Below are 22,907 nucleotides of genomic sequence, written 5' to 3' on the forward strand. Positions count from 1 at the left end.
TCGTAATGAAAACTGGTAAAGAACTGAAACCCGGTACCGTACTGCGGATCGACAATGACCCGTGGCTGGTTCAAAAAGCTGAGTTCACCAAGTCGGGCCGTAACAGCGCGATCATGAAGACCAAGCTGAAGAACCTGCTGACCGGCTACAAGACCGAAACCGTATACGGTGCGGACGACAAGCTGGACGACGTGATCCTGGATCGCAAAGAAGCGACCCTGTCGTTCATCAATGGTGACGAGTACACCTTCATGGACACCACCGACTACACCATGTACGAGCTGAACGCCGAGGACATCGAAGCCGTTCTGCCGTACATCGAAGAAGGCATGGAAGACGTCTGCGAAGCCGTGTTCTTCGAAGGCCGTCTGGTGTCGGTTGAGCTGCCGACCACCATCAGCCGTAAAGTTGTCTACACCGAGAACGCTGCTCGCGGTGACACCTCCGGCAAAGTCATGAAGCCTGCCAAGCTGGCGAACGGTACCGAGATCTCGGTTGCCGACTTCATCCAGATCGACGAGTGGATCGACATCGACACTCGCGACAACAGCTTCAAAGGCCGTTCCAAGAAGTAATGCTTCTTGCGAGACGCAAAAAACCCGGCGCAAGCCGGGTTTTTTTATGCCTGTGTTTTCCCAATCCTCAGCGCGTGCTTGTGCTCGCGCTTTTGTGGGGGCGGCCTTGCGTCGCGATAGGGCCGCAAGGCGGCCCCGGCAATTTCTGCCTACATGCCGAACGCCTGGGGCCGCTTCGCGCCCCGTTCGCGACGCAAGGCCGCTCCCACAGGGGATCGCGCCAGCCTTTGCGCCTTAGACGGTTACGTGCAGGCGCACATCCACATTACCGCGGGTGGCATTGGAATACGGGCAAACCTGATGCGCCTTTTCCACCAGCCCTTCGGCATCGGCCTGTGCCAGGCCCGGCAGGTTGATGAGCAGGTCGATGTCCAAGCCGAAACCGCCCGGGATCTGGCCGATGCCCACCTTGGCGGTGATCGAGGCATCTGCCGGCAGGGCTTTCTTCTCTTGCCCGGCCACGAACTTCAAGGCGCCGATGAAGCAGGCCGAGTAACCGGCGGCGAACATCTGCTCGGGGTTGGTGCCGTCACCGCCCGCACCGCCCAGCTCTTTGGGGGTGCTGAGCTTGACTTCCAGCTTGCCGTCGCTGGAGCGGGATTTGCCGTCGCGCCCACCGGTGGAGGTTGCTTCTGCGATGTACAGCGGAGTGACCTTTTGCATCTTGAGCCTCGCTAATGTGCTGTGCGCTCCCGTTTGCAGGAGGGCGGGGGTTGGTGTGGGATTTAAATTAGCGCGCAATTAGTTAGTGCGCAAGATAAATCATCGCCGTTCATCGGAACGGCCACTTCACAGCATAGCGCTCAGAGGTTTTTCTGCAGGTTTTCGCGCAGGTTCAGCAGGTCGGCTTGCAGTTGCTGCAACTGCTCAAGGCTCCGCCCGCTGGCCTTGAGAATGCATTGCGGCACCTGTTTGGCCTGCTGTTGCAGGGCGCGGCCTTTGTCGGTCAGCTGTACCATCACTACCCGTTCATCTTCGCGGCTGCGGTTGCGCTGCAACAGGCCTTCGCTTTCCAGGCGCTTGAGCAGCGGGGTCAGCGAGCCTGGGTCGGTCAGCAGGTGCTGGCTGATTTCGCCCACGGTCAGGCCGTCACGCTCCCAGAGCACGAGCATGGCAAGGTATTGCGGGTAGGTCAGGCCCAGCGCCTGCAGCAGCGGCTTGTAGACCTTGGTCATCAGCAACGAGGTGGAGTGCAGGGCGAAACAGACCTGGTTGTCCAGCAGCAGTTCGTCACAGGAGGCTTGGGTGTCGGCGTTCATGCAGGTCCTTGAAAGTCATCAATGGAAAATTCTGGCACGCTGATCATCAGTGCGCGAATTAATCGCGCAGTTCACTGCGCAAGGCCAGGTCCCAGGGTGGAATCGGGCTGAAGCGGCTCTTGAGGAATTCGAGCAGCAAACGGCTGCGAGAGTTCGTTTCATGTGCCAGGCGTAGCGCGTAAATGCCGCTGGTCTCGGCTTCAGGCATGCCGCCGTCGCAAAACAACGGGATCAGCTCGCCGCGCAGCAGGTATTCACTGATCAGCCAGGTGGGCAGGTGGGCTATCCCCAGGCCGGCGAGGGCGCCGAACAGCAGGGTTTCGGCATTGTTGGCGGCCATGCGCATGCGCGCGGGGCGGTACAGGCGGGTTTGCCCGGCCACACTGAAGCGCCAGGCGAACGGCGGCGCCAGGCCATCCCAGTCCAGCCCGTCATGCCCGGGCAGTTCGCTGGGGCAGGTGGGGATGCCGCGGCTGGCCAGGTAGGCGGGGCTGGCGCAGGCAATGCGCACCATGTAGGCGAGCGGCGTGGCGACCAGACGGGTGTCGGCCAAGGGGCCGGCGCGCAGCACCAGGTCGACCTCGCCCAGGTGGCTGCCCTGCAGGTCGACGAAGCTGTCGATCAACCGCAGTTGCACGTCCAGGCCCGGGTAGGCCACCAGGAAGTCGGCAATGGCCGGGGCCAGGTGGCGGCGGCCAAACGCGGCAGGGGCGTCGATGCGGATCAGGCCTTCCGGGGCATTGCTCAGTGACACCGCTTCAGCCCGGGCCAGGCGCAACTCCTCGATGATGCGCCTGGCCCGCTCGGCAAAGGCGTTGCCTGCAGGCGTGGCCCGCACCGCGTGGGTGCTGCGGGTGAACAGGCGGCTGCCGACGGCGCTTTCCAGGTTGTCGATGCGCCGTGCTACCGCAGACGGGGTCAGCGGGTGGCGACGGGCGGCGGCAGAAAAGCTGCCGGTTTCCAGCACATCGAGGAACAGGCTCAATTGGTCGGTCAGGGTATCGGGGTTCATGGCTGCCTTGCTTTTGCGAAAAACGCACAGCCATTGTGCGCTGCTGTGCGTTTCCCCGCCAGCGCACACTCGTTAGCATGCTCGCATTATTGGTACAGGCGGACGAGGCCCTGATGATCGAGTGGTTGTTGTATATCGTGCTGGGCGCTGCCCTGGGCACCATGGGGGGCTTGTTTGGCATCGGCGGCGGGCTGATTGCGATTCCGGCATTGGGCGTGCTGTTTGGCCTGGACCAGCAGTTGGCGCAGGGGACCGCGTTGGTGATGGTGGTGCCCAATGTGCTGCTGGCGCTGTGGCGGTATCACCAGCGCAACCGCATCGCGTTGCGCCATGCGTTGCCGCTGTCGGCGTGCAGCTTCTTGTTTGCCTGGCTGGGGTCGATCTGGGCGGTGGGGCTTGATGCGCATTCCATGCGCCTGGGTTTTGTCGGCTTCCTGGTAGCGTTGGCGGTGTGGAACGTGGTGCGGATGTTCATGAAGGTGTCGCCGCCGAGTGCCGAGCTGCGTCATGCCTGGCCGTGGCTGGGTGTGCTGGGCAGCTTTGCCGGCACCATGGGCGGCTTGTTCGGGGTGGGTGGGGCCGTGGTGGCCACGCCGATCCTGACCAGTGTGTTCGGCGCTACTCAGGTGGTGGCGCAGGGGCTGTCACTGGCGCTGGCGGCGCCGAGTACCTTGGTCACGCTGGTGACCTATGGCGTGCACCATAGTGTTGACTGGGGGGTGGGGATTCCCTTGGCGGTGGGGGGCTTGCTCAGCATCAGCTGGGGCGTGAAGCTGGCCCACGCGTTGCCGGAGAAGGTATTGCGGGTGATGTTCTGTGTGTTCCTGGTGGTCTGTGCGGTGATGCTGGGGTTTGAGCTTTGAGAGGTTGGGGCCGTTTTTCGGCCCCCGATCACTTGAAACCCTCAACGATGTAGTCGGCCATGCAGTCGGTGATTGGCGAGGGGGTCTGCGTACTGCGCACCAGCATTACATTGGCCATGGGCAACTGTGGCAGCCCTTCGCTCTCACCCAGAATGCGGATGTTGCCCCCGATCAGGCTCTGCAGCTGCGCGGTCACTGCCAGCCCGGCGGTGACGATGGCAAAGATTGCCGCCAGGCTTGGGCTGGTGTAGGCAATACGGTAATCGATGCCCTGTGCCTCCAGCGCATTGCAGGTCCAGGCGCGACAGAAGCAGTCGGTGTTGAACAGCGCCACCGGCATCGGCCGCTGTTCGTGCGGGCAAAAGCCTTCTGCCGCGGCCCACACCAGGCGTTCCTGGCGTAGCAACTGGCCAATCTCGTTGCCGGGCTCGCGGGTGACGATGGTCAGGTCCAGGTCCTGGCGCAGCATCAACTGCTTGGACGAATCGCAATGCACTTCCACCTGCACCAGCGGGTAGGCTTGGGCAAAGCTCGACAAGATGGTCGGCAGGAAGCGCATGGCGTAGTCGTCTGGTGTGCCGATGCGCACCAGCCCAACCATGTGTGGCATGCGCAGGGTGTTGAACACCTCGCCATGCAACTTGAGAATGCGTCGGGCATACCCCAGCAGTACCTGGCCTTCGGCGGTCAGCCGCACCTGACGGCCATCACGTTCGAATAGCTGGCGCTGCAGAATGTCTTCTTCCAGGCGTTTCATCTGCATGCTGACCGCTGACTGGGTGCGGTTGACCACTTCGCCTGCGCGGGTAAAGCCGCCTTGCTCGGCAATGGCGACGAAGGTGCGCAGGACATCCGCGTCGAGGCTCTGGTACTGGGACATTGCATCAATCTCCGAGATGCATTGCATCAGAAACATTCGTTGGATTGATCTTATGCCTGGCGTGAGACTGAGGCCATCAACACGGAGGGCTTCACGATGAAAGGTCATGTCAGCAGCATCCAGCAACCTGCCTTTTCCCTGAGCTACCTGTGGCATGCGGCCTTGCAGCGTCCGGCGCGTTGGCTGGAGTTGTACCGTCAGCGTCAGGAACTGGCCAGCCTCAGTGATGCAACCTTGCGCGACTTGGGGTTGAGTCGGGCGGATATCCAGCAAGAGGCCGAGCGGCATTTCTGGGATGATCCACTGAGGAAGTGATGCCAGGCGTGGCAGTCGCTTTTGCTCCAGCTCCAGCTCCAGCTCCAGCTTTTGCTTTTGCTTTTGCTTTTGCTCTTGCTTTGGCTTTTGCTTCTAAGCGCGCGGTAGTTCAGGCGACGCAGATTGCGACTTCAGGAGGCCGAGCGCAGGGCTTGCGGAGGGAGGTGACGGGCATGGATGCCCGTCAAGCGCTGGGCCCCAGGATGGGGCCTGCAGCGCGGTCCTCCCGGGAGCTAGCCCGGAGCGAGGGGACCCCGGAGCGTAGCGTAGGGGCCGGATGATGGGAGCCGACGGTTTTGGTTACTTTGGCCACGACCAAAGTAACCCGCCGGAAGGGCGGAAAGGTGAACAGGCGCCTACATCGTGAATGAATGTCTACTTGATGTGAAAGCGCACAACCCAAAGGCCCAAAAGCTCAAAAGCTCAAAAGCTCAAAAGCTCAAAAGCTCAAAAGCTTAAGCGCTGGTTCTGATCGGGCGTACAGTCCGTTTGCGATGGCGACGCCGACTCACCTTTCCGCCCTTACGGCGGGTCCCTTTTTGTCGTGGCAAAAAGGGACCAAAAACCGTCGGCTCCCATCATCCGGCCCCTACGCTGCGCTCCGGGGTCCCCTCGCTCCGGCCTTGCTCCCGGGAGCACGCGCTGCAGGCCCCATCCATGGGGCCTCAGCGCTTGACGGGCATCCATGCCCGTCATCTCCCTCCGCAATGCCTCCACTCGGCCTCCTGAAGTCGCAATCTGCGTCGCCTGAACTACCGCGCGCCTTAGAAGCAAGATCAAAAGCGAGAAGCGAATTCGGTGATCGGCCGGCCCCGCCGATGCATTCGGTGAGGTTCTGCCCGGTCATCTGGATAAGGATATCGCCGGCATGGCTGCCCTCGGCCTGGTGTACCTGGAAGAACGCCGTTGCTCTTGCTCTTGCTCTTGCTTTGGCTTTTGCTTCTAAGCGCGCGGTAGTTCAGGCGACGCAGATTGCGACTTCAGGAGGCCGAGCGCAGGGCTTGCGGAGGGAGGTGACGGGCATGGATGCCCGTCAAGCGCTGGGCCCCAGGATGGGGCCTGCAGCGCGGTCCTCCCGGGAGCTAGCCCGGAGCGAGGGGACCCCGGAGCGTAGCGTAGGGGCCGGATGATGGGAGCCGACGGTTTTGGTTACTTTGGCCATGACCAAAGTAACCCGCCGGAAGGGCGGAAAGGTGAACAGGCGCCTACATCGTGAATGAATGTCTACTTGATGTGAAAGCGCACAACCCAAAGGCCCAAAAGCCCAAAAGCTTAAGCGCTGGTTCTGATCGGGCGTACAGTCCATTTGCGATGGCCGCAAGGCCTCCTGAAGTCGCAATCTGCGTTGCCTGAACTACCGCGCACTTAGAAGCAAGATCAAAAGCGAAAAGCGCTCAGCGCCGTACCTGCTTGAGGGTTTCGGCAATCAGGAATGCCAACTCCAGCGACTGATCAGCATTCATCCGCGGATCACAATGGGTGTGATACCGGTCAGACAACGCATCCTCGGTGATCGGCCGGGCACCGCCGATGCATTCGGTGACGTTTTGCCCAGTCATCTCGATATGGATACCGCCAGCATGGCTGCCCTCGGCCTGATGTACCTGGAAGAACTGCTTCACCTCATCCAGAATCTGCGCAAAATCGCGGGTCTTGTAACCGCTGCTGGCCTTGATGGTGTTGCCGTGCATCGGATCGGAACTCCACAGCACCTTGCGCCCCTCGCGCTCGACAGTGCGGATCAGCCCCGGCAAGTGGTCGCCAACCTTGCCCGCGCCCATGCGCACGATCAGGTTCAAACGCCCCGGGTCGTTCGCCGGGTTGAGCGTGTCGATCAGGCGGATCAGCTCTTCGGGGTTCATGCTCGGGCCAACCTTGACCCCAATCGGGTTGTGCACGCCACGCAGGAACTCCACATGGGCCCCATCGAGCTGGCGGGTGCGGTCGCCGATCCACAGCATGTGCGCCGAGCAGTCGTAGTAGTCGCCGGTCAGGCTGTCCTGGCGCACGAAGGCTTCTTCATAGTTCAGCAGCAGCGCTTCGTGAGCCGTGAAGAAGCTGGTTTCGCGCAGTTGCGGCGCACTGTCCAGGCCACAGGCACGCATGAACGCTAGGGTTTCATCGATGCGATTGGCCAACTGGTGGTACTTGTCGGCCAGCGCCGAGTTGGCGATGAAGTCCAGGTTCCACTTGTGCACCTGGTGCAGGTCGGCAAACCCGCCCTGGGCGAACGCGCGCAGCAGGTTGAGGCTGGCGGTGGCCTGGTGGTAGGCCTGCAGCAGGCGTTCCGGGTCCGGAATGCGGCTTTTGGCGTCGAAACCGATGCCGTTGACGATGTCGCCACGGTAGGCGGGGAGGGTGATGTCGCCAATGGTTTCATCGCCAGATGAGCGCGGTTTGGCGAACTGCCCGGCCATACGCCCCACTTTCACCACCGGGCAGCCGGCCGCAAAGGTCATGACAATTGCCATTTGCAGCAACACCTTGAAGGTGTCGCGGATTTTTGCAGCCGAGAACTCGGCGAAGCTCTCGGCGCAATCGCCGCCCTGAAGCAGAAAGGCACGGCCTTCGGTGACCTCGGCGAACTGCCGGCGCAGCTCGCGCGCCTCACCCGCGAACACCAGCGGCGGGTAGCTGGCCAGGGTCTGTTCAACCTTCAGCAGGTGCGCGGCATCGGGGTAGGTCGGTTGCTGCTGGATCGGCAGGGCACGCCAGCTGTCGGGGCTCCACGGTTGGTTCATCTTGGGCTCGGTCTTGTCGGTTGTAGGCTATGGGCCATGGTAACAGTTGGCGCTGCGCTTGTTGCATCAAGGGTGTTGGCGGACAATGCGCGTTTTTGCGCAGGCGGGTGGTGGACATGACGGCGGAACGGCAAGAGCGGCTGCTGGCACGGGTGGAAGATGCGTTTGGCGTCATCAGCGTGTACGAAGTAGACGACTACCGCTTTCTGGAATTCGGCGATGCGATCGAGCAAAGCTGTGTGTTCACCGCCGACCCCAGCTGGCTGGAGTACGACTACACCCGCGCCATGCTGGTGGGGGCGCTGTGCCACGAACTGCCTGAGAGTGCACTGTTTCTGGGCCTGGGCGCCGGCACGCTGACCCAGGCCTGCATGAAGTTCCTGCCGCTGGAAGACATCGAGGCCATCGAGCTGCGCCCGGATGTGCCGCGCCTGGCCATGGATTACCTGGGCCTGGACGACGACCCGCGGCTGTATGTGCGCATCGGCGATGCCCTGGAGCTGCTGCCCACGGCAGAGAAGGCCGACCTGCTGTTCGTTGACTTGTACACCGACCATGGTCCTGGGGTCGGGCACCTGGCGTGGAACTTTCTGGAGAACTGCCAGCAGCACCTGAACCCGGGCGGCTGGCTGGTGATCAACCAGTGGGCCACCGATGATGGCAGGCCGCTGGGCGCGGCGTTGTTGCGCGGGTTGTACCACCGGCATTACTGGGAACTGCCTGTGAAGGAGGGCAATGTGATTTTGCTGGTGCCGGCAGACCTGGAGCAGTCGCTGGACCTGGACGGTTTGAGAGCCCGGGCCGAGGCGCTGGCGCCGCGTTTAGGGTACAGCCTCGAGGGGCTGATCCGCGAGATTCGGCCGGCGACGTGAGTGGCTGACGCGCGCCGACACCGAGCGCGCCAGGCTTCAGGGGATTATCGATTCAGCCTGTCGTGCTTGATGGCCCGATACTGGCCCTGCCTCCATGAAAATATTCCTCACGTACGCGACTATTTCAGGTATAGTACGCGCCGGTCTTTTAGCGGACCTCAAAATCAGGTGGTGCAAATCCTCCGAGTCCAGCTTCGGCTGCGCGTCCGCTAGGCGGACCTTCCCAAGTTTTCTTTTTCAATCGTTTTCGCAAATCCCCGCCGCCAAAGCTGCCTGGGTGACCTGACGGTCTTTCAAGGCATGTGCAGCTTTGGAGCATGGGTCTTTGCGGATGCACCTAGAGGCAGACCCATGACCCAGGAAACCGGCGGCTTCGCCGCTCTCGATCTTAACCCGAACATTGTTGCTGCCGTTGTGGCTACCGGCTACGAAGAGCCGTCCGCCATTCAGCAACAATCGATCCCGATCATCCTCGCCGGTCACGACATGATCGGCCAGGCGCAGACTGGCACCGGCAAAACCGCTGCCTTCGCCCTGCCGATCCTGAACAAGATCGATGTGAGCAAGCGCGAACCGCAAGCCCTGATCCTGGCGCCAACCCGTGAGTTGGCGCTGCAAGTTGCTACCGCTTTCGAAACCTACGCCAAGCAGATGCCGGGCGTGAACGTTGTCGCCGTCTACGGTGGTGCCCCGATGGGCCCACAGCTGCGTGCGATCCGCAACGGCGCGCAAATCGTCGTGGCCACCCCGGGCCGTCTGTGCGACCACCTGCGTCGTGACGAAAAAGTCTTGTCGACCGTACAGTACCTGGTACTGGACGAAGCCGACGAGATGCTGAAGCTGGGCTTCATGGACGACCTCGAAGTGATCTTCGACGCAATCCCGGCTACCCGTCAGACCGTACTGTTCTCCGCTACCCTGCCGTCGTCGATCCGTTCGATCGCCGAGCGTCACCTGCGTGAACCCAAGCACGTCAAGATCCAGACCAAGACCCAGACCGTTACCGCGATCGAGCAGGCCCACCTGATGGTCCACGCGGACCAGAAGATCCCGGCTGTGCTGCGTCTGCTGGAAGTGGAAGAGTTCGACGCGCTGATCGCCTTCGTGCGTACCAAGCAAGCCACCCTGGACCTGGCCGCCGCGCTGGAAGCCAAAGGCTACAAGGCTGCTGCACTGAACGGCGATATCGCCCAGAACCAGCGTGAGCGCGTGATCGACTCGCTCAAGGATGGCCGCCTGGACATCGTCGTCGCCACCGACGTCGCTGCCCGTGGCCTGGACGTACCGCGCATCACTCACGTGTTCAACGTTGACATGCCGTACGACCCAGAGTCCTACGTACACCGTATCGGCCGTACTGGCCGTGCCGGTCGCGATGGCCGTGCACTGTTGCTGGTTACCCCGCGTGAGCGCCGCATGCTGCAGGTGATCGAGCGTGTTACCGGGCAGAAGGTTGCCGAAGCGCGCCTGCCGAATGCCCAGGCCGTGCTGGATGCCCGCATCAAGAAGCTGACCTCGAGCCTGGCGCCGCTGGTAGCCGAAGCAGAAGCCACCCACGGCGAGCTGTTCGACCGCCTGACCACCGACCTGGGTTGCAGCGCGCGTGCCCTGGCTTCGGCCCTGCTGCGCAAGGCCACCAATGGCCAGGCGCTGGACCTGGCGGCGGTAGAGCGCGAGCAGCCACTGGTGCCGAGCTTCGCCCCGCGTGGTGAGCGTACCGAGCGCGGTGAGCGTGGCGAGCGTCCTGACCGTGGTGATCGTGAGCGCCGTGCACCGCTGCCGTTGGCCGAAGGCCGCGTGCGTTGCCGTACCGCCCTGGGTGCCCGTGATGGCATCGCTGCCAAGAACCTGCTGGGGGCGATCCTCAACGAAGGTGGCCTGGCGCGTGACGCTATCGGCCGCATCCAGGTGCGCGACAGCTTCAGCCTGGTCGAGCTGCCGGAAGACGGCCTCGAGAAGCTGCTGTCCAAGCTCAAGGACACCCGCGTGGCTGGCAAGCAGCTGAAGCTGCGTCGCTACCGCGAGGATTGATCCTGGCGTAACGAAAAAATCCCCGGCTTAGGTCGGGGATTTTTTTTGCCTGTACCGGCCCTTTCGCGGGCAAGCCCGCTCCTACAGGTACCCCACAGATTTCAGTACCTGTAGGAGCGGGCTTGCCCGCGAAGAGGCCCTTCAGTCGAACCGATAGATGTCCATCCCCAGCGCGCCCAGGGTAAACCCCTGATGCACCACGCCGAACTTGCTCCCGGCCCCGAGGGCAAAGAACAGCGGCAGCAAATGCTCATCACTGGGATGGTTGCGCACCGCAAACGGCGCCTGCTGCCGGTAATCCAGCAACGCCGCCTGGTCATCCTCCTGCAGCCGGTCTACCACCCAATCCCTGAACGCCAGCGCCCATGGCTCGATCACATCCGGCCCTGCATGCCAGTCCAGCTCACCCAGGTTGTGGGTAATGCTGCCCGACCCTATCAGCAGTACATCCTCGGTACGCAACCCCGCCAGTGCCTGGCCCACTTTTAGCTGCAGCGCCGGCCCCATGTGGCTGGGCAGTGAAACCTGCACCACGGGAATGCTCGCATCCGGGTACATCAGCGACAGTGGCACCCAGGCGCCATGGTCGAATGGGCGTTGCATGTCCAGGTGCGCGGGTAACCCCGCAGCCTTCAACCGCTCACTGACCTGGCCAGCAAGCCCGGGCTCGCCCGGCGCCGGGTACTGCACCGCATACAGGGCCGGTGGGAAACCGTAGAAGTCATGCCAGGTTTCGGGCTGTGCGCTGCCGGTGACCAGCAGCTCGCGGCTTTCCCAGTGTGCCGACACCACCACGATCGCTTTCGGCCGGGGCAGGGCGTTGGCCAACCCGGACAGTGCCGGCCCGCTGGCGCCGGGTTGCAGGGCAAGCATGGGGGAACCATGGGAAATGAACAGGCTGGGCAGCATGGCGGGGTCCTGAAGGTTAAGATGCAACCATCATCGATTAACTACAGATCGAAATCCAAACCAAGTTTTACCGACAAATCATCTAAAAATCGGGAGTAATCATGGAACCAGCGTTCTGGCAGCAGCGGTGGGCCGATAACCAGATCGGCTTTCACCAGGCGCAGGTGAACCCCTATCTGCAGACGTATTGGCCACAGCTGCAGTTGGCGCCCGGCAGCCGCGTGCTGGTGCCGTTGTGTGGCAAGAGCCTGGACCTGGCCTGGCTGGCCGGTCAGGGCCATCGTGTATTGGGTGTGGAGCTGTCGCGGCGGGCGGTGGAGGATTTTTTCCTCGAGCACGGGCTTGAGGCCGAGGTGCGGCAGCAGGGCGCATTCGAGGTTTGGCGCAGTGGAGATGTGCAGCTGTGGTGTGGCGACTTCTTTGCCTTGCGGGCAGAGGATGTGGCTGACTGCGTGGGGCTGTATGACCGGGCGGCGGTGATTGCGCTGCCGGTGCAGATGCGTGCGCGGTATATGCAGCTGTTGTCGGGGTTGCTGCCGACAAGCTGCCGGGGGTTGGTGGTGACGCTGGAGTATGACCAGTCATTGTTGGCCGGGCCGCCGTTTTCGGTCAGGGATGAAGAGCTGAGGCAGGGGTTTGCGGGGTGGCAGGTGGAGCAACTGGAGGCTGTTGAGGTGATTGAGGAGAGCCCGAAGTTTGTGCAGGCCGGGGCGTCGAGTTTGTTGGAGCGGGTGTACCGGCTCAGCCGGTAAGCAGGTAGGGCAGGCTGACCCGGCCCATGTGGGAGCGGGCGTGCCCGCGAACCAGGCGGCGCGTTAGATGGCACCGGCTTTGCCGGTGTTCGCAGGCGCGCCCGCTCCCACAGAAGCTGCGTAAGGCCGGGAATAAAAAAGGGCGACCGAAGTCGCCCTTTTTTTTCTCAGGTGGATCAGCCGCGGCGGCGCAGGGCCTCAATGCGTTCTTCCAGCGGCGGGTGGCTCATCAGCAACCCTGCCAGGCCGTGCTTGAGGCCGCCATTGATGCCGAAAGCCTTCATGGTGTCAGGCATGTGCACTGGCAGGCCTTGTTCCACGCGCAGGCGCTGCAGGGCGCCGATCATTGCCGCAGTACCGGCCAGTTGCGCACCGGCTTCGTCTGCGCGGAATTCGCGGCGGCGCGAGAACCACATCACGATCATGCTGGCCAGGATGCCAAGGATCAGCTCGGCAACGATGGTTGCTACATAGTAGGCAATGCCTTGGCCCTCTTCGTTCTTGAAGATCACCTTGTCGACAAAGTTGCCGATGATGCGGGCAAAGAACATCACGAAGGTGTTCACCACGCCCTGCACCAGCGCCAGGGTGACCATGTCGCCGTTGGCAACGTGGCCAATTTCGTGGGCCAGTACCGCACGCACTTCATCGGGCGAGAAGCGCTCCAGCAGGCCCTGGGACACTGCGACCAGCGCGTCGTTGCGGTTCCAGCCGGTGGCGAAGGCGTTGGCCTCGTAAGCCGGGAAGATACCCACTTCAGGCATTTTGATGCCCGCTTCGCGGGACAGCTCTTCGACCGTTTGCAGCAGCCACTGCTCGTGGCGGGTGCGCGGCTGGCTGATGATCTGGGTGCCGGTGGTCATCTTCGCCATCCACTTGGAGATGAACAGCGAGACGAGGGAGCCGGCAAAGCCGAACACGGCGCAGAACACCAGCAGGCTGCTGAGGTTCAGGTCGACCCCGTTGGCGGCCATGAACCCGTTGAAACCGAACAGGCTCAGGGTAATGCTTGCAACCAGCACCACCGCGAGGTTGGTGGCTACAAACAACAGAATGCGCATCATGGTTGTTACGTTCTCCTGACGGATGAGTTGTCGCTTACTGCGGGGTATATAAGGGGCCTGCCGCGCCGATTCAATCGGGGGACTATTTCAAACTGTGTACGGCGGAGTATGGCAGAGGATGGCGTGGGGGCTGTGGGATAGAGCGTTGCAGGATGTAAGAAACATTCGGCTTGGGGTTGCGTCAAGGCCGCTGGGTGTTTGCCGCAAGGGGTGTGGCGCCTGTGAGATCGAGCGCCGCCCGCGCGGCGCTTCGCGGGTAAACCCGCTCCTACGTTTGTTTTGGGCCAGTCCATCCTGTGCCAGGCGCGCGCGATCGCCTTGTTTGTACGACGCGATATCGAGCCATGCGCCAGGGCGTTCGCGCAAATCCCACAGGCATAATTGGCCCGAAACAAACGTAGGAGCGGGTTTACCCGCGAAGCGCCGCGCGGGCGGCGCTCGATCTGCGCCCCACCACCAATCCCGCGTCGAACCTCTCGTGGCCCCCGGCGCCCCCCCGTCGAACCCTACTGCGAATAACCCTTCAGGAAATTGCCGATCCGGCCAATGGCCGCTTCCAGGTCATCCACCCGCGGCAAGGTCACCACGCGGAAGTGGTCCGGCCACGGCCAGTTGAACGCCGTTCCTTGTACGATCAGCAGCTTCTCCGACAGCAACAGGTCAAGGGCGAACTTCTCGTCGTTGAGGATCGGGCAAACCTTCGGGTCGATCCGCGGGAACGCATACAGCGCGCCCATCGGCTTCACGCAGCTGACGCCGGGGATGTCGTTGAGCAGTTCGTAGGTGCGGTTGCGCTGCTCCAGCAGGCGCCCCGGTGGCAGCACCAGGTCGTTGATGCTCTGGTAGCCGCCCAGCGCGGTCTGGATGGCATGCTGGGCCGGCACGTTGGCGCACAGGCGCATGTTGGCCAGCATGTCGATGCCTTCGATGTAGCTGAGTGCGTGGTGCTTGGGCCCGGAAATGATCAGCCAGCCAGAGCGGAAGCCCGCCACCCGGTACGACTTGGACAAGCCGTTGAAGGTCAGGCACAGCAGGTCCGGGGCCAGCGAGGCGGTGCTGATGTGCACGGCTTCGTCGTACAGGATCTTGTCGTAGATCTCGTCGGAGAACACCACCAGGTTGTGCTGGCGGGCCAGCTCCAGCATGCCCAGCAGCAGCTCTTTGGAGTAGACGGCGCCGGTCGGGTTGTTCGGGTTGATGATCACCAGCGCCTTGGTGTTCGGGGTGATCTTGGCCTTGATGTCCTCAAGGTCAGGGAACCAGTCGGCCTGCTCGTCGCACAGGTAGTGCACCGGCTTGCCGCCGGCCAGGCTCACGGCGGCAGTCCACAGCGGGTAGTCGGGGGCCGGGATCAGCACTTCGTCGCCGTTGTTGAGCAGCGCCTGCATCGACATGACGATCAGCTCGGACACACCATTACCCAGGTAGATGTCCTCGATGGTGACGCCTTCGATTTCTTTCTGCTGGCAGTACTGCATCACCGCCTTGCGGGCACTGAACAGGCCTTTGGAGTCGCTGTAGCCCTGTGCGGTGGGCAGGTTGCGGATCACATCCTGAAGGATTTCATCAGGCGCCTCGAAGCCAAACGGCGCCGGGTTGCCGATGTTCAGCTTGAGGATGCGGTGGCCTTCCTCCTCCAGGCGTTTGGCGTGCTTGAGCACTGGGCCGCGAATGTCGTAGCAGACATTGGCGAGCTTGTTCGATTTGCTGAACTGCATGATGGGATCCCGATTGAGAAAACGCGCTACGCCCCGCCGAAAGGTTTGAAAGGGCAGAAAGCGGGTGCCAGACTGAACGCCTGGCACACGAAGCCAACTAATATACGTGCCACCCGCGCCCCGGAAAAGACGGTGTGGGGTGAAATTCAGTCTGCCGAGGTTTCTACATGAAAAAGATCGAAAAAACCCTGGACGAATGGCGGTCGATGCTCGACCCCGAGCAGTACCAGGTCTGCCGCCTCAAGGGCACCGAACGGCCATTCAGCGGCAAGTACAACAGCGAGCGCCGCGATGGCATCTACCATTGCATTTGCTGCGGCCTGGCGCTGTTCGATGCGCAGACCAAGTTCGACGCTGGCTGTGGTTGGCCAAGTTTCTACGCCCCGATCGAGGACAGCGCGATGATCGAGATTCGCGACACCTCCCACGGCATGATCCGCACCGAGGTCACCTGCGCCCGTTGCGATGCGCACCTGGGGCATGTGTTCCCTGACGGCCCGCCACCGACCGGCCTGCGCTACTGCATCAACTCGGTGTGCATCGACCTTCGTCCGCGCGACTGACCGGAGCCCGATCATGGCTGCAACGATGCTGAACATCCCCTGCGTGACCCTGAGCGGCGAGCACAAGACGCTGGGCGACTTCCCGGGCAAGGTGCTGTTGGTGGTCAATACCGCCAGCCAGTGCGGTTTTACCCCGCAGTACAAGGGCCTGGAGCAACTGTGGCAGGCCTACCGCGACCGTGGTCTGGTGGTACTGGGCTTTCCGTGCAACCAGTTCGGCAAGCAGGAACCTGGCGATGCGCGGGACATTGCGCAGTTCTGCGAGCGTAATTTCGGCGTGAGTTTTCCGCTGTTTCGCAAGGTCGAGGTCAACGGCCCGGGCGCTCACCCTCTGTTCGTCGAACTCAAGCAACGCGCCCCGGGTATTTTGGGTAGCCAGAAGATCAAGTGGAACTTCACCAAGTTTCTGGTCGACCCGGCCAGTGGCCAGGTCACGCGCTATGCCCCCTCCACCAAGCCACAGGCCCTGCAGGCGGACATCGAGCGTTTGCTCAGCCGCTGAAGGGCACCCAATGGTCAACCAGGGCCAGTAGCTCTTCGCGGCGGAATGGCTTGGCCAGGTAGTCGTTCATGCCCGCCGCCCGGCAGCGTTCGCGCTCTTCGGGCATGGCGTTGGCGGTGAGGGCGACGATTGGCAACTCGGGCCAGCGACCGCTTTGGCGGATACGCCGGCTGGCCTCGTAGCCGTCCATCACCGGCATGTTGCAGTCCATCAGCACCAGGTCGAATTCCTCACGCGCCAGCAGCTCAAGGGCCTCCGCGCCCTGGGTGGCCAGTTGCACCTGGCAGCCGAGCTTGGCCAGCATGCCCTTGGCCACCAGCTGGTTCACCGGGTTGTCCTCTACCAGCAGGACCCTCGCACGGCCTTGCTCCTGGGTAATGGCCGGGATGGCCAGCGGGTGTTCGGGCTCATGGCCTTGCAAGGTGCGGCGCAGGGTCTGGTACAGGGCGTTGCGTGCCAATGGTCGGGCCAGCTGGTGCAGCGGGGCCAAAGCCAAGGACTGCTCGTTGGGCAGGAAGTTGCCATAGGCAGTCACCAGCAGAATCGGGGTTTTCAATGCCGGGCGCAGTTCGAACAGGTGCTCGACGTCGTCGGTGATCAACAGGTCGATCACTGCGGCATCCAGCGTGGCGCAACTGTCATGGCGCTGGTAGGTCAGGCCCCAGGCAGGCAGCAAGTGCTGCAACAGTTCATTGAGCCCGCTGCCGGCTGCGCTCAGTGCGGCCACGCGGCCATGCAAGGGCGCCGGCGGGATGGCTTCGGTGTGCACGGTCAGCGGCAACTCGGCGGTAAAACAGCTGCCAAAGCCCGGCTCGGAGCGAATGTGCAGGTGGCCCTGCATGGCCTTGCACAGGTTGCGCGTCAACGCCAGGCCCAGGCCGGTGCCACCGTACTGGCGGGTGATGCCGGCACCGGCCTGGGTGAAGGGCTGGAAGATGCGCGCCTGGGCGTCTTCGGGGATGCCGATGCCGGTATCCCGTACCTCAAGACGTACACCACCGACAATGGCCATCAAGCGCACATCGACACGGCCGAAGCGGGTGAACTTCAGCGCGTTGGACAGCAGGTTGCTGACGATCTGCCGCACGCGCGTGGGGTCGCCGAGCACGCTGCTGGGGAAGTCGCTGGCGATCAGGCAGGTCAGTTCCACGCTTTGCGCGGTGTTCTGCGACAGCAGGTTGGCGGTGTCTTCCACCATCGAGCCCATGTCGAACGCAATGCGTTCCAGTTCCAGCTGGCCGGCATCGAACTTGGACAAGTCGAGAATATCGTTCAGCAGCTCTACCAGCACCTTGCCCGAGTCATGGGCGATAGCCAGTTGCTGGCGTTGCTCGCTGGGCAGCGGGTTGTCCAGCGCCAGGGCGATCATGCCCAGCATGCCGTTGAGCGGGGTGCGGATTTCATGGCTCATGTTGGCCAGGAAGGCGGCGCGAGCCTGGGCCATGTCCAGCGCTCGGCTGCGGGCTTGTTCCAGCTCCTGGTTGGACAGGCTCAGGCTGCTGTTGCTGGCCTTGAGCTCGTTGGTGCGCGCCGACACGATGTCTTCCAGCTCGTTCAGGTACTGGGTCAGACGGTTTTCCGCAGTGCGCCGCTGTTCGATCTCGGTGGCCATGCTGATGAACTGCTGGTTGGCGACCTTCACCAGCACGCCGATTTCGTCATGCTCGTGTCCGTGTGGGCATTCCAGGCGCGTTTGCCGGGGTTTGCGCGGGTCGCTGCCGCTGAGTGCGCCAATCACCGTCACCAGCGGCTTGGTCAGCATCATGTAGAACAGCGCCAACAGGAGGCCGGTGAGCACCAGGCTGCGGGCGAACCCATTGAGCAGGGTGATGCCGGCACGGTCGAGAAAGCGGCTGCCGAAGGCGAAGGTGTCGATGTCCAGGTACAGGGTGCCCAGGTATTGCTCCGGCATGTGGGTCAGGTACAGGCGCTCCTTGAACTGGCGTTGCTCGCCGAACAGGAAGTCGCTGAGTGGCCGGGAGCGGTCCTGCAGTTTTGGCCGCTCGACATCGGCCAGTACCGTTTCGTTGTTGTCGATCAGCCGTGCGCGGATGACGGCCGGCGACTGCAGCAGGCCGCGGGTCAGCTCCAGCGCCAGTTCCGAGTCGATGTTGTAGGCGATGCGCGAGGCCGGGTTGTGGCTGATTTGCAGCAACGCTTTCACTTCACGGTTGATGGACGCGTCTTCGCTGGCATAATCGATGCCGATCTGGATGAGACTGAGCAATGTTCCCAGGATGAAGCCGACCAGGACTGTCAACCGGGCTTGCTTGTATGACAGGCGATTGGTGAACTTGATATCCATGAGTCCCGAGCCGGTTTCCCGTTCCTTGCGCTGCGCAAGCATAGCCGAATAGCCCCGGCTGCTGGTGGGTCTGTCTGTTCATTTCAGTTGATCGCCAAGCGGGGGTCGCTTGGCGCCCCTTCGCGGGCTTGCCCGCTCCCACAGGTACAGCTTAGCCCCAGGCTGCAAGCCCTGTGGGAGCGGGCAAGCCCGCGAAGGGGCGCGCAGCGGCCCCCAAAAAACTGAAATTGTTAGGAGTCGTCATGGACGCTCGCTTGATCGCTTTTCTGGACCGCGCCGAATCGGTACTGGCGCGCCTTGAACCCCTGTTGCCGGCACAACGCCCGCACATCGACTGGGGCATCACACTGGCCGCGCGCTGGCAGCGTGATGGCCGCAGCGGCTACCTGCTGCCGCTGGACGTCAGCCTGGACATCCGCCTGACCGACCTGATCGGCGTCGACAAACAGCGTGACCAGCTGGGCCGCAACACCCACCAGTTCATCAACGGCCTGCCGGCCAACCACGCGTTGCTGTGGGGCTCGCGTGGTACCGGCAAGTCGTCGCTGGTACGTGCCCTGCTGGCCGAGCACGCCAGCGCCGGCCTGCGCCTGATCGAAATCGAACGTGACCACCTGGCCGACCTGCCGCGGGTGGTCGAGCAACTGCAGAAGTTGCCGCAACGCTTCATCCTGTTCTGCGACGACCTGTCGTTCGAAGCCGGGGAGGGCGACTACCGGGTGCTCAAGAGTGTGCTCGACGGCTCGCTGGAGCAGGCCCCGGACAACGTGCTGCTGTACGCCACCTCCAACCGCCGCCACCTGGTGCCCGAGAAGGAGAGCGACAACGAGAACTGGAAGCGTGTGGACGGCGAACTGCACCCCAGCGAAGCGGTGGAGGACAAGATTGCCCTGTCTGACCGTTTTGGCCTGTGGCTGTCGTTCTACCCGTTTACCCAGGATCACTTCCTGAACGTTGTCGAGCACTGGATTGGCCAGTTGGCACAACCTGCGGGCCTTGTGTGGCAGCGCACCGAAGCACTCGACATCCTCGCCGTGCGCTGGGCCACCGGCCGCGGTAACCGTAATGGCCGTTGTGCCTATCAGTTCGCCCGCTACTGGGTCGGGCTGCAATTGCTGGAGCAAAAGTAAATGATCGACCTCAATGCCAGTGGCGCCGGCCTCGACGGCTACAACCTGCTGGCGGCGCAAGTGCAGGCGCTGTTCGCCGACGAGCGTGACTTCATCGCCAACGCCGCGCAGTTTTCCGCGTTTCTGTATAACCAGGTGGACGACCTGAACTGGGCGGGGTTCTACCTCAACCGCAACGAAGAGCTGGTGCTGGGCCCGTTCCAGGGCCAGGTGGCGTGCGTGCGCATTCCGTTCAGTAAAGGTGTGTGTGGTGCCGCGGCGGCAACGCGGCAGACCCAGCGGGTCGAGGATGTACATGCATTCCCTGGCCACATTGCCTGTGACAGTGCCTCCAACAGCGAGCTGGTGATCCCGTTGGTGAAGGACGGCAGGTTGATTGGCGTGCTGGACCTGGACAGCCCGACGGTCGGGCGGTTCAGCGAGGCGGACCAGGTGGGGCTGGAGCGGTTGGCGGCGATCTTTCTGGCGTTGACTGACTGCTGATCGATGTTGCCTGTGCCGGCCTCTTCGCTTGTAGGAGCGGGTTTACCCGCGAATACGGTGGCGGCGGCAACGGTGAATGACCAGGGATATTGGCCAGCAGACCCGGCCCTTTCGCGGGTAAACCCGCTCCTACAACGGCCTGTGTCTGGCCACCGATGCGTTTCCACCCCCGTGTAGGAGCGGGTTTACCCGCGAATACGGTGGCGGCGGCAACGATGAATGACCAGGAATACTGGCCAGCAGCCCCGGCCCTTTCTGGCGGCGCAAGTGCAGGTGCTGTTCGCCGACGAGCGTGACTTCATCGCCATTTCTGTATAACCAGGTGGACGACCTGAACTGGGCGGCCCCTGCAGGTAATCCGCGATGAAAAGCATTTTCAGGTCCATAGGTTTCAGCTCTCGCCAAGGCTTGGTCAGATCCTCGAAAACCGACCTTGCCAGTAAAAGACTGTTACCTATGTGCGTGAACTGATTTGTAACCGATGTGGGTGAGTCATACCGCTTGCAGCGGTTCAACTCCTTCTGGTGAGCTTCAGGAAATCATCCACCGACATCAATGGAACGGGCACGATCACCACCGCCCAGAAATGGTGCTCTGGGTTGGGTTCGATGGCGAGTATCACCGCGAACTTGTTCGATGAGCTTGGCGTGAAGACCCCGTCGGCATCAATCTGCCCACCGCCTGCCAAGAGGCTCCATTCAGTGGCAAGCGGATCGACTTCACGCTCGAGCCCATTGGCGTCGAGGTGAGTCATAACCAGTTTTAGCTTGTCGCCGCTTTTGCTTAACTTGAACTCATGTGTTGGCGCTCTATTGAGCACCACATAAGTACTGTACAGAGGAAAGGTGAGATTGCCTGTGGGTACAACATCTATCCATACAGGTTCCTGGTTGCTGGCTTCTGCACCTGGGTTTGAGGCTTTATTATATAACTCGCTTGCACTCACCATCTTGACGAGCGGCGCCACACCAGAGGCCGGGGGCGTGCCCGCCTCAACGGCCACTATGGAAGGTGGGGTTTTCTCGAACAGGCCACACATAACATTGTCGAGTTCTTTCGCCCCTGTGCAGCCATGCAAAGTGCGTGGGTGGATCAATAGGCTCAAGCTGTAGAAGTCGCTGAGCCTATAACCTGCGTCAGGGACTGTATCCAGGCCGACATAGGTATTCATGTACGAGGTGTTGGTTGCGTAGGGTTGCTTGCTTACAGCAGGAGCGCTCGCGGAGGTCATCGTGAGTGGGGCGAAGATACCATTGTTGTCTTCACGCCAGGCGATATAGAAAATAGAGTGTGCTGAGTTCTCCGAGGCCCGCGGGTAGAAGCGCAAGGGACGCATTAGCCATTCACTGGCGGGTAGCGCATCCACGTCATGCAGCGTGACATGTTGCTCGCTGGGCGGTAGCGTCAGGTAGCGCACGTCGAAGTCGTAACTGCGTTCCCGCTGCGCGCGCCACGGGTAGCCGATAGAGAAGCTCGATCGTCCTTGCTCAATTTCAAGCCTCACCCTTTTACCTGGCTCGTACAGTCCTTTGCATGCGGCAGCATCAAATTCACGAAACAAGTTCAAATGGCTACTTTCATACGAAACAGTGATCGCCTCTATAGCGGCTGATGTGCTTCCCGGCTTCCGGCGTAGGGTGATGTGTTGGTAGTTCAGAAATCGCCGGCGAACACAGATTGTGTCTTTTCCGGGTGAGGTCGAAAAACTCAGCAGTGGTCGGCCCAGCCTGCAACTGACCAAGTGCGAGGCAAAGCCCAATGACGTTGGGATCTCAAATTCCAGCGTATCGCAGTCTTCCGGGAGGTCGTCTGGATGAGTGTCATGGACCCTGGATAGCGCTTCGTTCAATTCCACTGTGTCGCAAACAAGGTGGGCTCGCCATCCATGCATTTCATAAGCGGTGGCAGTTTTAGGGGCTTCCATGGGGCACCTGCGGTTGGGTTAGCTGCCATGCACCGTAGCCCCCCTTTGCGTTCGTTCACAACTGGCAGAACTGACAGGAGGCAAGCGGCCCACCCGGCATCGCCCTTGCAGACAAAGCCTCAGTCATAGATGACTTTCTTTTTCCAGGTCTCCTCCTCATCGGTCTTCAGCCCATCGGTCAATTCGTTGTGTTCGTCCTCGGCCGGGGCCATGCGGTCCAGCACCTGGGCATTGGCCCGAGCCAGCAGTTTCTCAAGATACGTCAGTTGCTCTTCATACGCTTTCGGCTCCGGCTGCTTGCGCAAATACTGTACGCCGCGCTCGAAGGCCAGGCGCGCCTGGCCGGGCTGGCCTTTTTGCAGGGCCTGTTGGCCGAGGTTGTTGAAGAACTCTATATGCAGCAGCACCAGGATATGGCGGATTTCCTTGACCCAATGCTTTGCCTCGACGGCAGGCAAGAAGCCCTCATGGGCAGCGCGGGTCACCTGATTGTGCAGCGCCTCCAGCAAGAAGCGTACGTCCTTGGCCTTGATCTCGGTGTGGATCGGGTTAGGTGGGTTGTTGACCGGGATCTTGTCGCCCAGGGCAATCAGCCCTTCCAGTTCGGCGATGCGCGCCTTGAATTCGGTATTGCGCTTGTCCACCGCCAGCAGGCGCTGGTTGAGGTTCAGCTCCAGGCGGGTCAGCAGCAATTTGAGGGGCGGGGTCATGAACTGGCCGGGGAACGTCTCGGTGATCTCGCCGCAGCGGCGCAGGCGGTCGGCGAGCTCGATCTTCGTCCGGGCGCGCTCAAGCTTGCCATTTTCGACCACATTGTTGAGGTAGCCGATCACGATCAGCAACGCGATGCCCGCCACGATGAGCAGGGTGATCAGAAGTGGTGTCACCGTTAATGCCTCATGAATAGGTTTGCATGATTGAGTGTAGGAGCGAGCGTGCTCGCGAGAGGCCCTGACAGCCATTCTCTTTTTCTATCGGCAAACTGTGCCATGACTGGATGCTGGCACAT

The 22,907-nt window shown here is 61.9% G+C and carries 20 protein-coding genes and 2 pseudogenes; 10 read left to right on the forward strand and 12 right to left on the reverse strand.

Annotation, left to right across the window (positions count from 1 at the left end; genetic code table 11):
- Nucleotides 1-5: 5 nt before the first annotated feature.
- Nucleotides 6-575: an elongation factor P gene (gene efp, locus AA098_RS07950; protein ID WP_003252871.1), complete on the forward strand. Its 570-nt coding sequence runs from the start codon at nt 6-8 to the stop codon at nt 573-575.
- 234 nt (nt 576-809) lie between these two features.
- Here efp and AA098_RS07955 read toward each other — a convergent pair whose 3' ends face one another.
- The 3 genes from AA098_RS07955 to AA098_RS07965 form a co-directional block, all read right to left on the reverse strand.
- Nucleotides 810-1,238 carry an organic hydroperoxide resistance protein gene (locus AA098_RS07955; protein ID WP_003252872.1) on the reverse strand — a complete coding sequence of 143 codons (429 nt, stop codon included), beginning with the start codon at nt 1,236-1,238 and terminating at the stop codon, nt 810-812.
- 140 nt (nt 1,239-1,378) lie between these two features.
- Nucleotides 1,379-1,834 carry a MarR family winged helix-turn-helix transcriptional regulator gene (locus tag AA098_RS07960; protein ID WP_014861691.1) on the reverse strand — a complete coding sequence of 152 codons (456 nt, stop codon included), beginning with the start codon at nt 1,832-1,834 and terminating at the stop codon, nt 1,379-1,381.
- A 58-nt stretch (nt 1,835-1,892) separates the two neighbouring features.
- A complete protein-coding gene (locus AA098_RS07965; RefSeq protein WP_003252875.1) occupies nt 1,893-2,846 on the reverse strand; it encodes a LysR family transcriptional regulator in 954 nt (317 codons plus the stop codon).
- Nucleotides 2,847-2,959: 113 nt separating this feature from the next.
- On the opposite strand from AA098_RS07965, the gene AA098_RS07970 reads away from it, so the two are divergent.
- On the forward strand, nt 2,960-3,709 hold the full coding sequence (locus AA098_RS07970; protein WP_064615173.1) for a sulfite exporter TauE/SafE family protein: 750 nt from the start codon (nt 2,960-2,962) through the stop codon (nt 3,707-3,709).
- Between the two features lie 28 nt (nt 3,710-3,737).
- Here the strand turns inward: AA098_RS07970 and AA098_RS07975 are convergent, their stop codons facing one another.
- Nucleotides 3,738-4,589 carry a LysR substrate-binding domain-containing protein gene (locus tag AA098_RS07975; RefSeq protein WP_003252879.1) on the reverse strand — a complete coding sequence of 284 codons (852 nt, stop codon included), beginning with the start codon at nt 4,587-4,589 and terminating at the stop codon, nt 3,738-3,740.
- Between the two features lie 96 nt (nt 4,590-4,685).
- Between AA098_RS07975 and AA098_RS07980 the strand changes: the two genes are divergently transcribed.
- Nucleotides 4,686-4,904 carry a DUF1127 domain-containing protein gene (locus tag AA098_RS07980; RefSeq protein WP_014591954.1) on the forward strand — a complete coding sequence of 73 codons (219 nt, stop codon included), beginning with the start codon at nt 4,686-4,688 and terminating at the stop codon, nt 4,902-4,904.
- A gap of 808 nt (nt 4,905-5,712) precedes the next feature.
- Here AA098_RS07980 and AA098_RS29130 read toward each other — a convergent pair.
- Both AA098_RS29130 and AA098_RS07990 read right to left on the reverse strand, forming a co-directional pair.
- Nucleotides 5,713-5,805: pseudogene (locus AA098_RS29130) on the reverse strand (3-deoxy-7-phosphoheptulonate synthase); the annotation flags it as partial.
- Between the two features lie 493 nt (nt 5,806-6,298).
- Nucleotides 6,299-7,645 carry a class II 3-deoxy-7-phosphoheptulonate synthase gene (locus AA098_RS07990; protein WP_003247094.1) on the reverse strand — a complete coding sequence of 449 codons (1,347 nt, stop codon included), beginning with the start codon at nt 7,643-7,645 and terminating at the stop codon, nt 6,299-6,301.
- A gap of 116 nt (nt 7,646-7,761) precedes the next feature.
- Here AA098_RS07990 and AA098_RS07995 point away from each other — a divergent pair, with 116 nt between their 5' ends.
- Both AA098_RS07995 and AA098_RS08000 read left to right on the forward strand, forming a co-directional pair.
- Complete coding sequence (locus AA098_RS07995; RefSeq protein WP_003247095.1) at nt 7,762-8,517, forward strand: spermidine synthase; 756 nt, start codon at nt 7,762-7,764, stop codon at nt 8,515-8,517.
- A 317-nt stretch (nt 8,518-8,834) separates the two neighbouring features.
- Nucleotides 8,835-10,548 (forward strand): annotated as a pseudogene (locus AA098_RS08000) (DEAD/DEAH box helicase).
- A 141-nt stretch (nt 10,549-10,689) separates the two neighbouring features.
- Here the strand turns inward: AA098_RS08000 and AA098_RS08005 are convergent.
- Entirely contained in the window at nt 10,690-11,457 is a 768-nt protein-coding gene (locus tag AA098_RS08005; RefSeq protein WP_064614035.1) for a class III extradiol ring-cleavage dioxygenase, read from the reverse strand.
- A gap of 101 nt (nt 11,458-11,558) precedes the next feature.
- Here AA098_RS08005 and AA098_RS08010 point away from each other — a divergent pair, with 101 nt between their 5' ends.
- On the forward strand, nt 11,559-12,209 hold the full coding sequence (locus AA098_RS08010; protein ID WP_064614036.1) for a thiopurine S-methyltransferase: 651 nt from the start codon (nt 11,559-11,561) through the stop codon (nt 12,207-12,209).
- Between the two features lie 176 nt (nt 12,210-12,385).
- Here AA098_RS08010 and htpX read toward each other — a convergent pair whose 3' ends face one another.
- Nucleotides 12,386-13,273 (reverse strand): protease HtpX, encoded by an 888-nt coding sequence (htpX, locus tag AA098_RS08015; RefSeq protein ID WP_004575939.1) that lies wholly within the window; start codon nt 13,271-13,273, stop codon nt 12,386-12,388.
- A 506-nt stretch (nt 13,274-13,779) separates the two neighbouring features.
- Nucleotides 13,780-14,991, reverse strand: a complete 1,212-nt coding sequence (locus AA098_RS08020; RefSeq protein WP_004575940.1) for a pyridoxal phosphate-dependent aminotransferase — start codon at nt 14,989-14,991, stop codon at nt 13,780-13,782.
- Between the two features lie 167 nt (nt 14,992-15,158).
- Between AA098_RS08020 and msrB the strand changes: the two genes are divergently transcribed.
- Both msrB and AA098_RS08030 read left to right on the forward strand, forming a co-directional pair.
- Nucleotides 15,159-15,554 carry a peptide-methionine (R)-S-oxide reductase MsrB gene (gene msrB, locus AA098_RS08025; RefSeq protein ID WP_003247101.1) on the forward strand — a complete coding sequence of 132 codons (396 nt, stop codon included), beginning with the start codon at nt 15,159-15,161 and terminating at the stop codon, nt 15,552-15,554.
- Between the two features lie 13 nt (nt 15,555-15,567).
- Nucleotides 15,568-16,056 (forward strand): glutathione peroxidase, encoded by a 489-nt coding sequence (locus tag AA098_RS08030; RefSeq protein WP_004575941.1) that lies wholly within the window; start codon nt 15,568-15,570, stop codon nt 16,054-16,056.
- Here AA098_RS08030 and AA098_RS08035 read toward each other — a convergent pair.
- The gene (locus AA098_RS08035) at nt 16,046-18,403 is read right to left on the reverse strand and encodes a response regulator (protein ID WP_064614037.1); all 2,358 of its coding nucleotides are present in this window, start codon (nt 18,401-18,403) and stop codon (nt 16,046-16,048) included. The genes AA098_RS08030 and AA098_RS08035 overlap by 11 nt on opposite strands.
- Nucleotides 18,404-18,603: 200 nt before the next feature.
- Between AA098_RS08035 and AA098_RS08040 the strand changes: the two genes are divergently transcribed.
- Nucleotides 18,604-19,491 (forward strand): ATP-binding protein, encoded by an 888-nt coding sequence (locus AA098_RS08040; protein WP_064614038.1) that lies wholly within the window; start codon nt 18,604-18,606, stop codon nt 19,489-19,491.
- Complete coding sequence (locus tag AA098_RS08045) at nt 19,492-19,974, forward strand: GAF domain-containing protein (RefSeq protein ID WP_003247105.1); 483 nt, start codon at nt 19,492-19,494, stop codon at nt 19,972-19,974.
- A 511-nt stretch (nt 19,975-20,485) separates the two neighbouring features.
- Here the strand turns inward: AA098_RS08045 and AA098_RS08050 are convergent.
- Both AA098_RS08050 and AA098_RS08055 read right to left on the reverse strand, forming a co-directional pair.
- Nucleotides 20,486-21,898 carry a hypothetical protein gene (locus AA098_RS08050; protein WP_173880973.1) on the reverse strand — a complete coding sequence of 471 codons (1,413 nt, stop codon included), beginning with the start codon at nt 21,896-21,898 and terminating at the stop codon, nt 20,486-20,488.
- 119 nt (nt 21,899-22,017) lie between these two features.
- Nucleotides 22,018-22,785, reverse strand: coding sequence for a hypothetical protein (locus tag AA098_RS08055; protein ID WP_003247107.1), 768 nt, complete (start codon nt 22,783-22,785; stop codon nt 22,018-22,020).
- Nucleotides 22,786-22,907 lie beyond the last annotated feature (122 nt).

The organism is Pseudomonas sp. JY-Q (assembly GCF_001655295.1).
Lineage (GTDB): Bacteria > Pseudomonadota > Gammaproteobacteria > Pseudomonadales > Pseudomonadaceae > Aquipseudomonas > Aquipseudomonas alloputida.

Bases quoted from the DNA above. Each gene is read 5' to 3' on its own strand.
- AA098_RS08035 (WP_064614037.1), bottom strand. From the start codon at position 18,403: ATGCTTGCGCAGCGCAAGGAACGGGAAACCGGCTCGGGACTCATGGAT.
- AA098_RS08030 (WP_004575941.1), top strand. From the start codon at position 15,568: ATGGCTGCAACGATGCTGAACATCCCCTGCGTGACCCTGAGCGGCGAG.
- AA098_RS07995 (WP_003247095.1), top strand. From the start codon at position 7,762: ATGACGGCGGAACGGCAAGAGCGGCTGCTGGCACGGGTGGAAGATGCG.
- AA098_RS08020 (WP_004575940.1), bottom strand. From the start codon at position 14,991: ATGCAGTTCAGCAAATCGAACAAGCTCGCCAATGTCTGCTACGACATT.
- AA098_RS08045 (WP_003247105.1), top strand. From the start codon at position 19,492: ATGATCGACCTCAATGCCAGTGGCGCCGGCCTCGACGGCTACAACCTG.
- AA098_RS07975 (WP_003252879.1), bottom strand. From the start codon at position 4,589: ATGTCCCAGTACCAGAGCCTCGACGCGGATGTCCTGCGCACCTTCGTC.
- AA098_RS07990 (WP_003247094.1), bottom strand. From the start codon at position 7,645: ATGAACCAACCGTGGAGCCCCGACAGCTGGCGTGCCCTGCCGATCCAG.
- AA098_RS07960 (WP_014861691.1), bottom strand. From the start codon at position 1,834: ATGAACGCCGACACCCAAGCCTCCTGTGACGAACTGCTGCTGGACAAC.
- efp (WP_003252871.1), top strand. From the start codon at position 6: ATGAAAACTGGTAAAGAACTGAAACCCGGTACCGTACTGCGGATCGAC.
- AA098_RS08005 (WP_064614035.1), bottom strand. From the start codon at position 11,457: ATGCTGCCCAGCCTGTTCATTTCCCATGGTTCCCCCATGCTTGCCCTG.
- AA098_RS08040 (WP_064614038.1), top strand. From the start codon at position 18,604: ATGGACGCTCGCTTGATCGCTTTTCTGGACCGCGCCGAATCGGTACTG.
- AA098_RS07970 (WP_064615173.1), top strand. From the start codon at position 2,960: ATGATCGAGTGGTTGTTGTATATCGTGCTGGGCGCTGCCCTGGGCACC.
- AA098_RS08010 (WP_064614036.1), top strand. From the start codon at position 11,559: ATGGAACCAGCGTTCTGGCAGCAGCGGTGGGCCGATAACCAGATCGGC.
- htpX (WP_004575939.1), bottom strand. From the start codon at position 13,273: ATGATGCGCATTCTGTTGTTTGTAGCCACCAACCTCGCGGTGGTGCTG.
- msrB (WP_003247101.1), top strand. From the start codon at position 15,159: ATGAAAAAGATCGAAAAAACCCTGGACGAATGGCGGTCGATGCTCGAC.
- AA098_RS07980 (WP_014591954.1), top strand. From the start codon at position 4,686: ATGAAAGGTCATGTCAGCAGCATCCAGCAACCTGCCTTTTCCCTGAGC.
- AA098_RS07965 (WP_003252875.1), bottom strand. From the start codon at position 2,846: ATGAACCCCGATACCCTGACCGACCAATTGAGCCTGTTCCTCGATGTG.
- AA098_RS08050 (WP_173880973.1), bottom strand. From the start codon at position 21,898: ATGGAAGCCCCTAAAACTGCCACCGCTTATGAAATGCATGGATGGCGA.
- AA098_RS07955 (WP_003252872.1), bottom strand. From the start codon at position 1,238: ATGCAAAAGGTCACTCCGCTGTACATCGCAGAAGCAACCTCCACCGGT.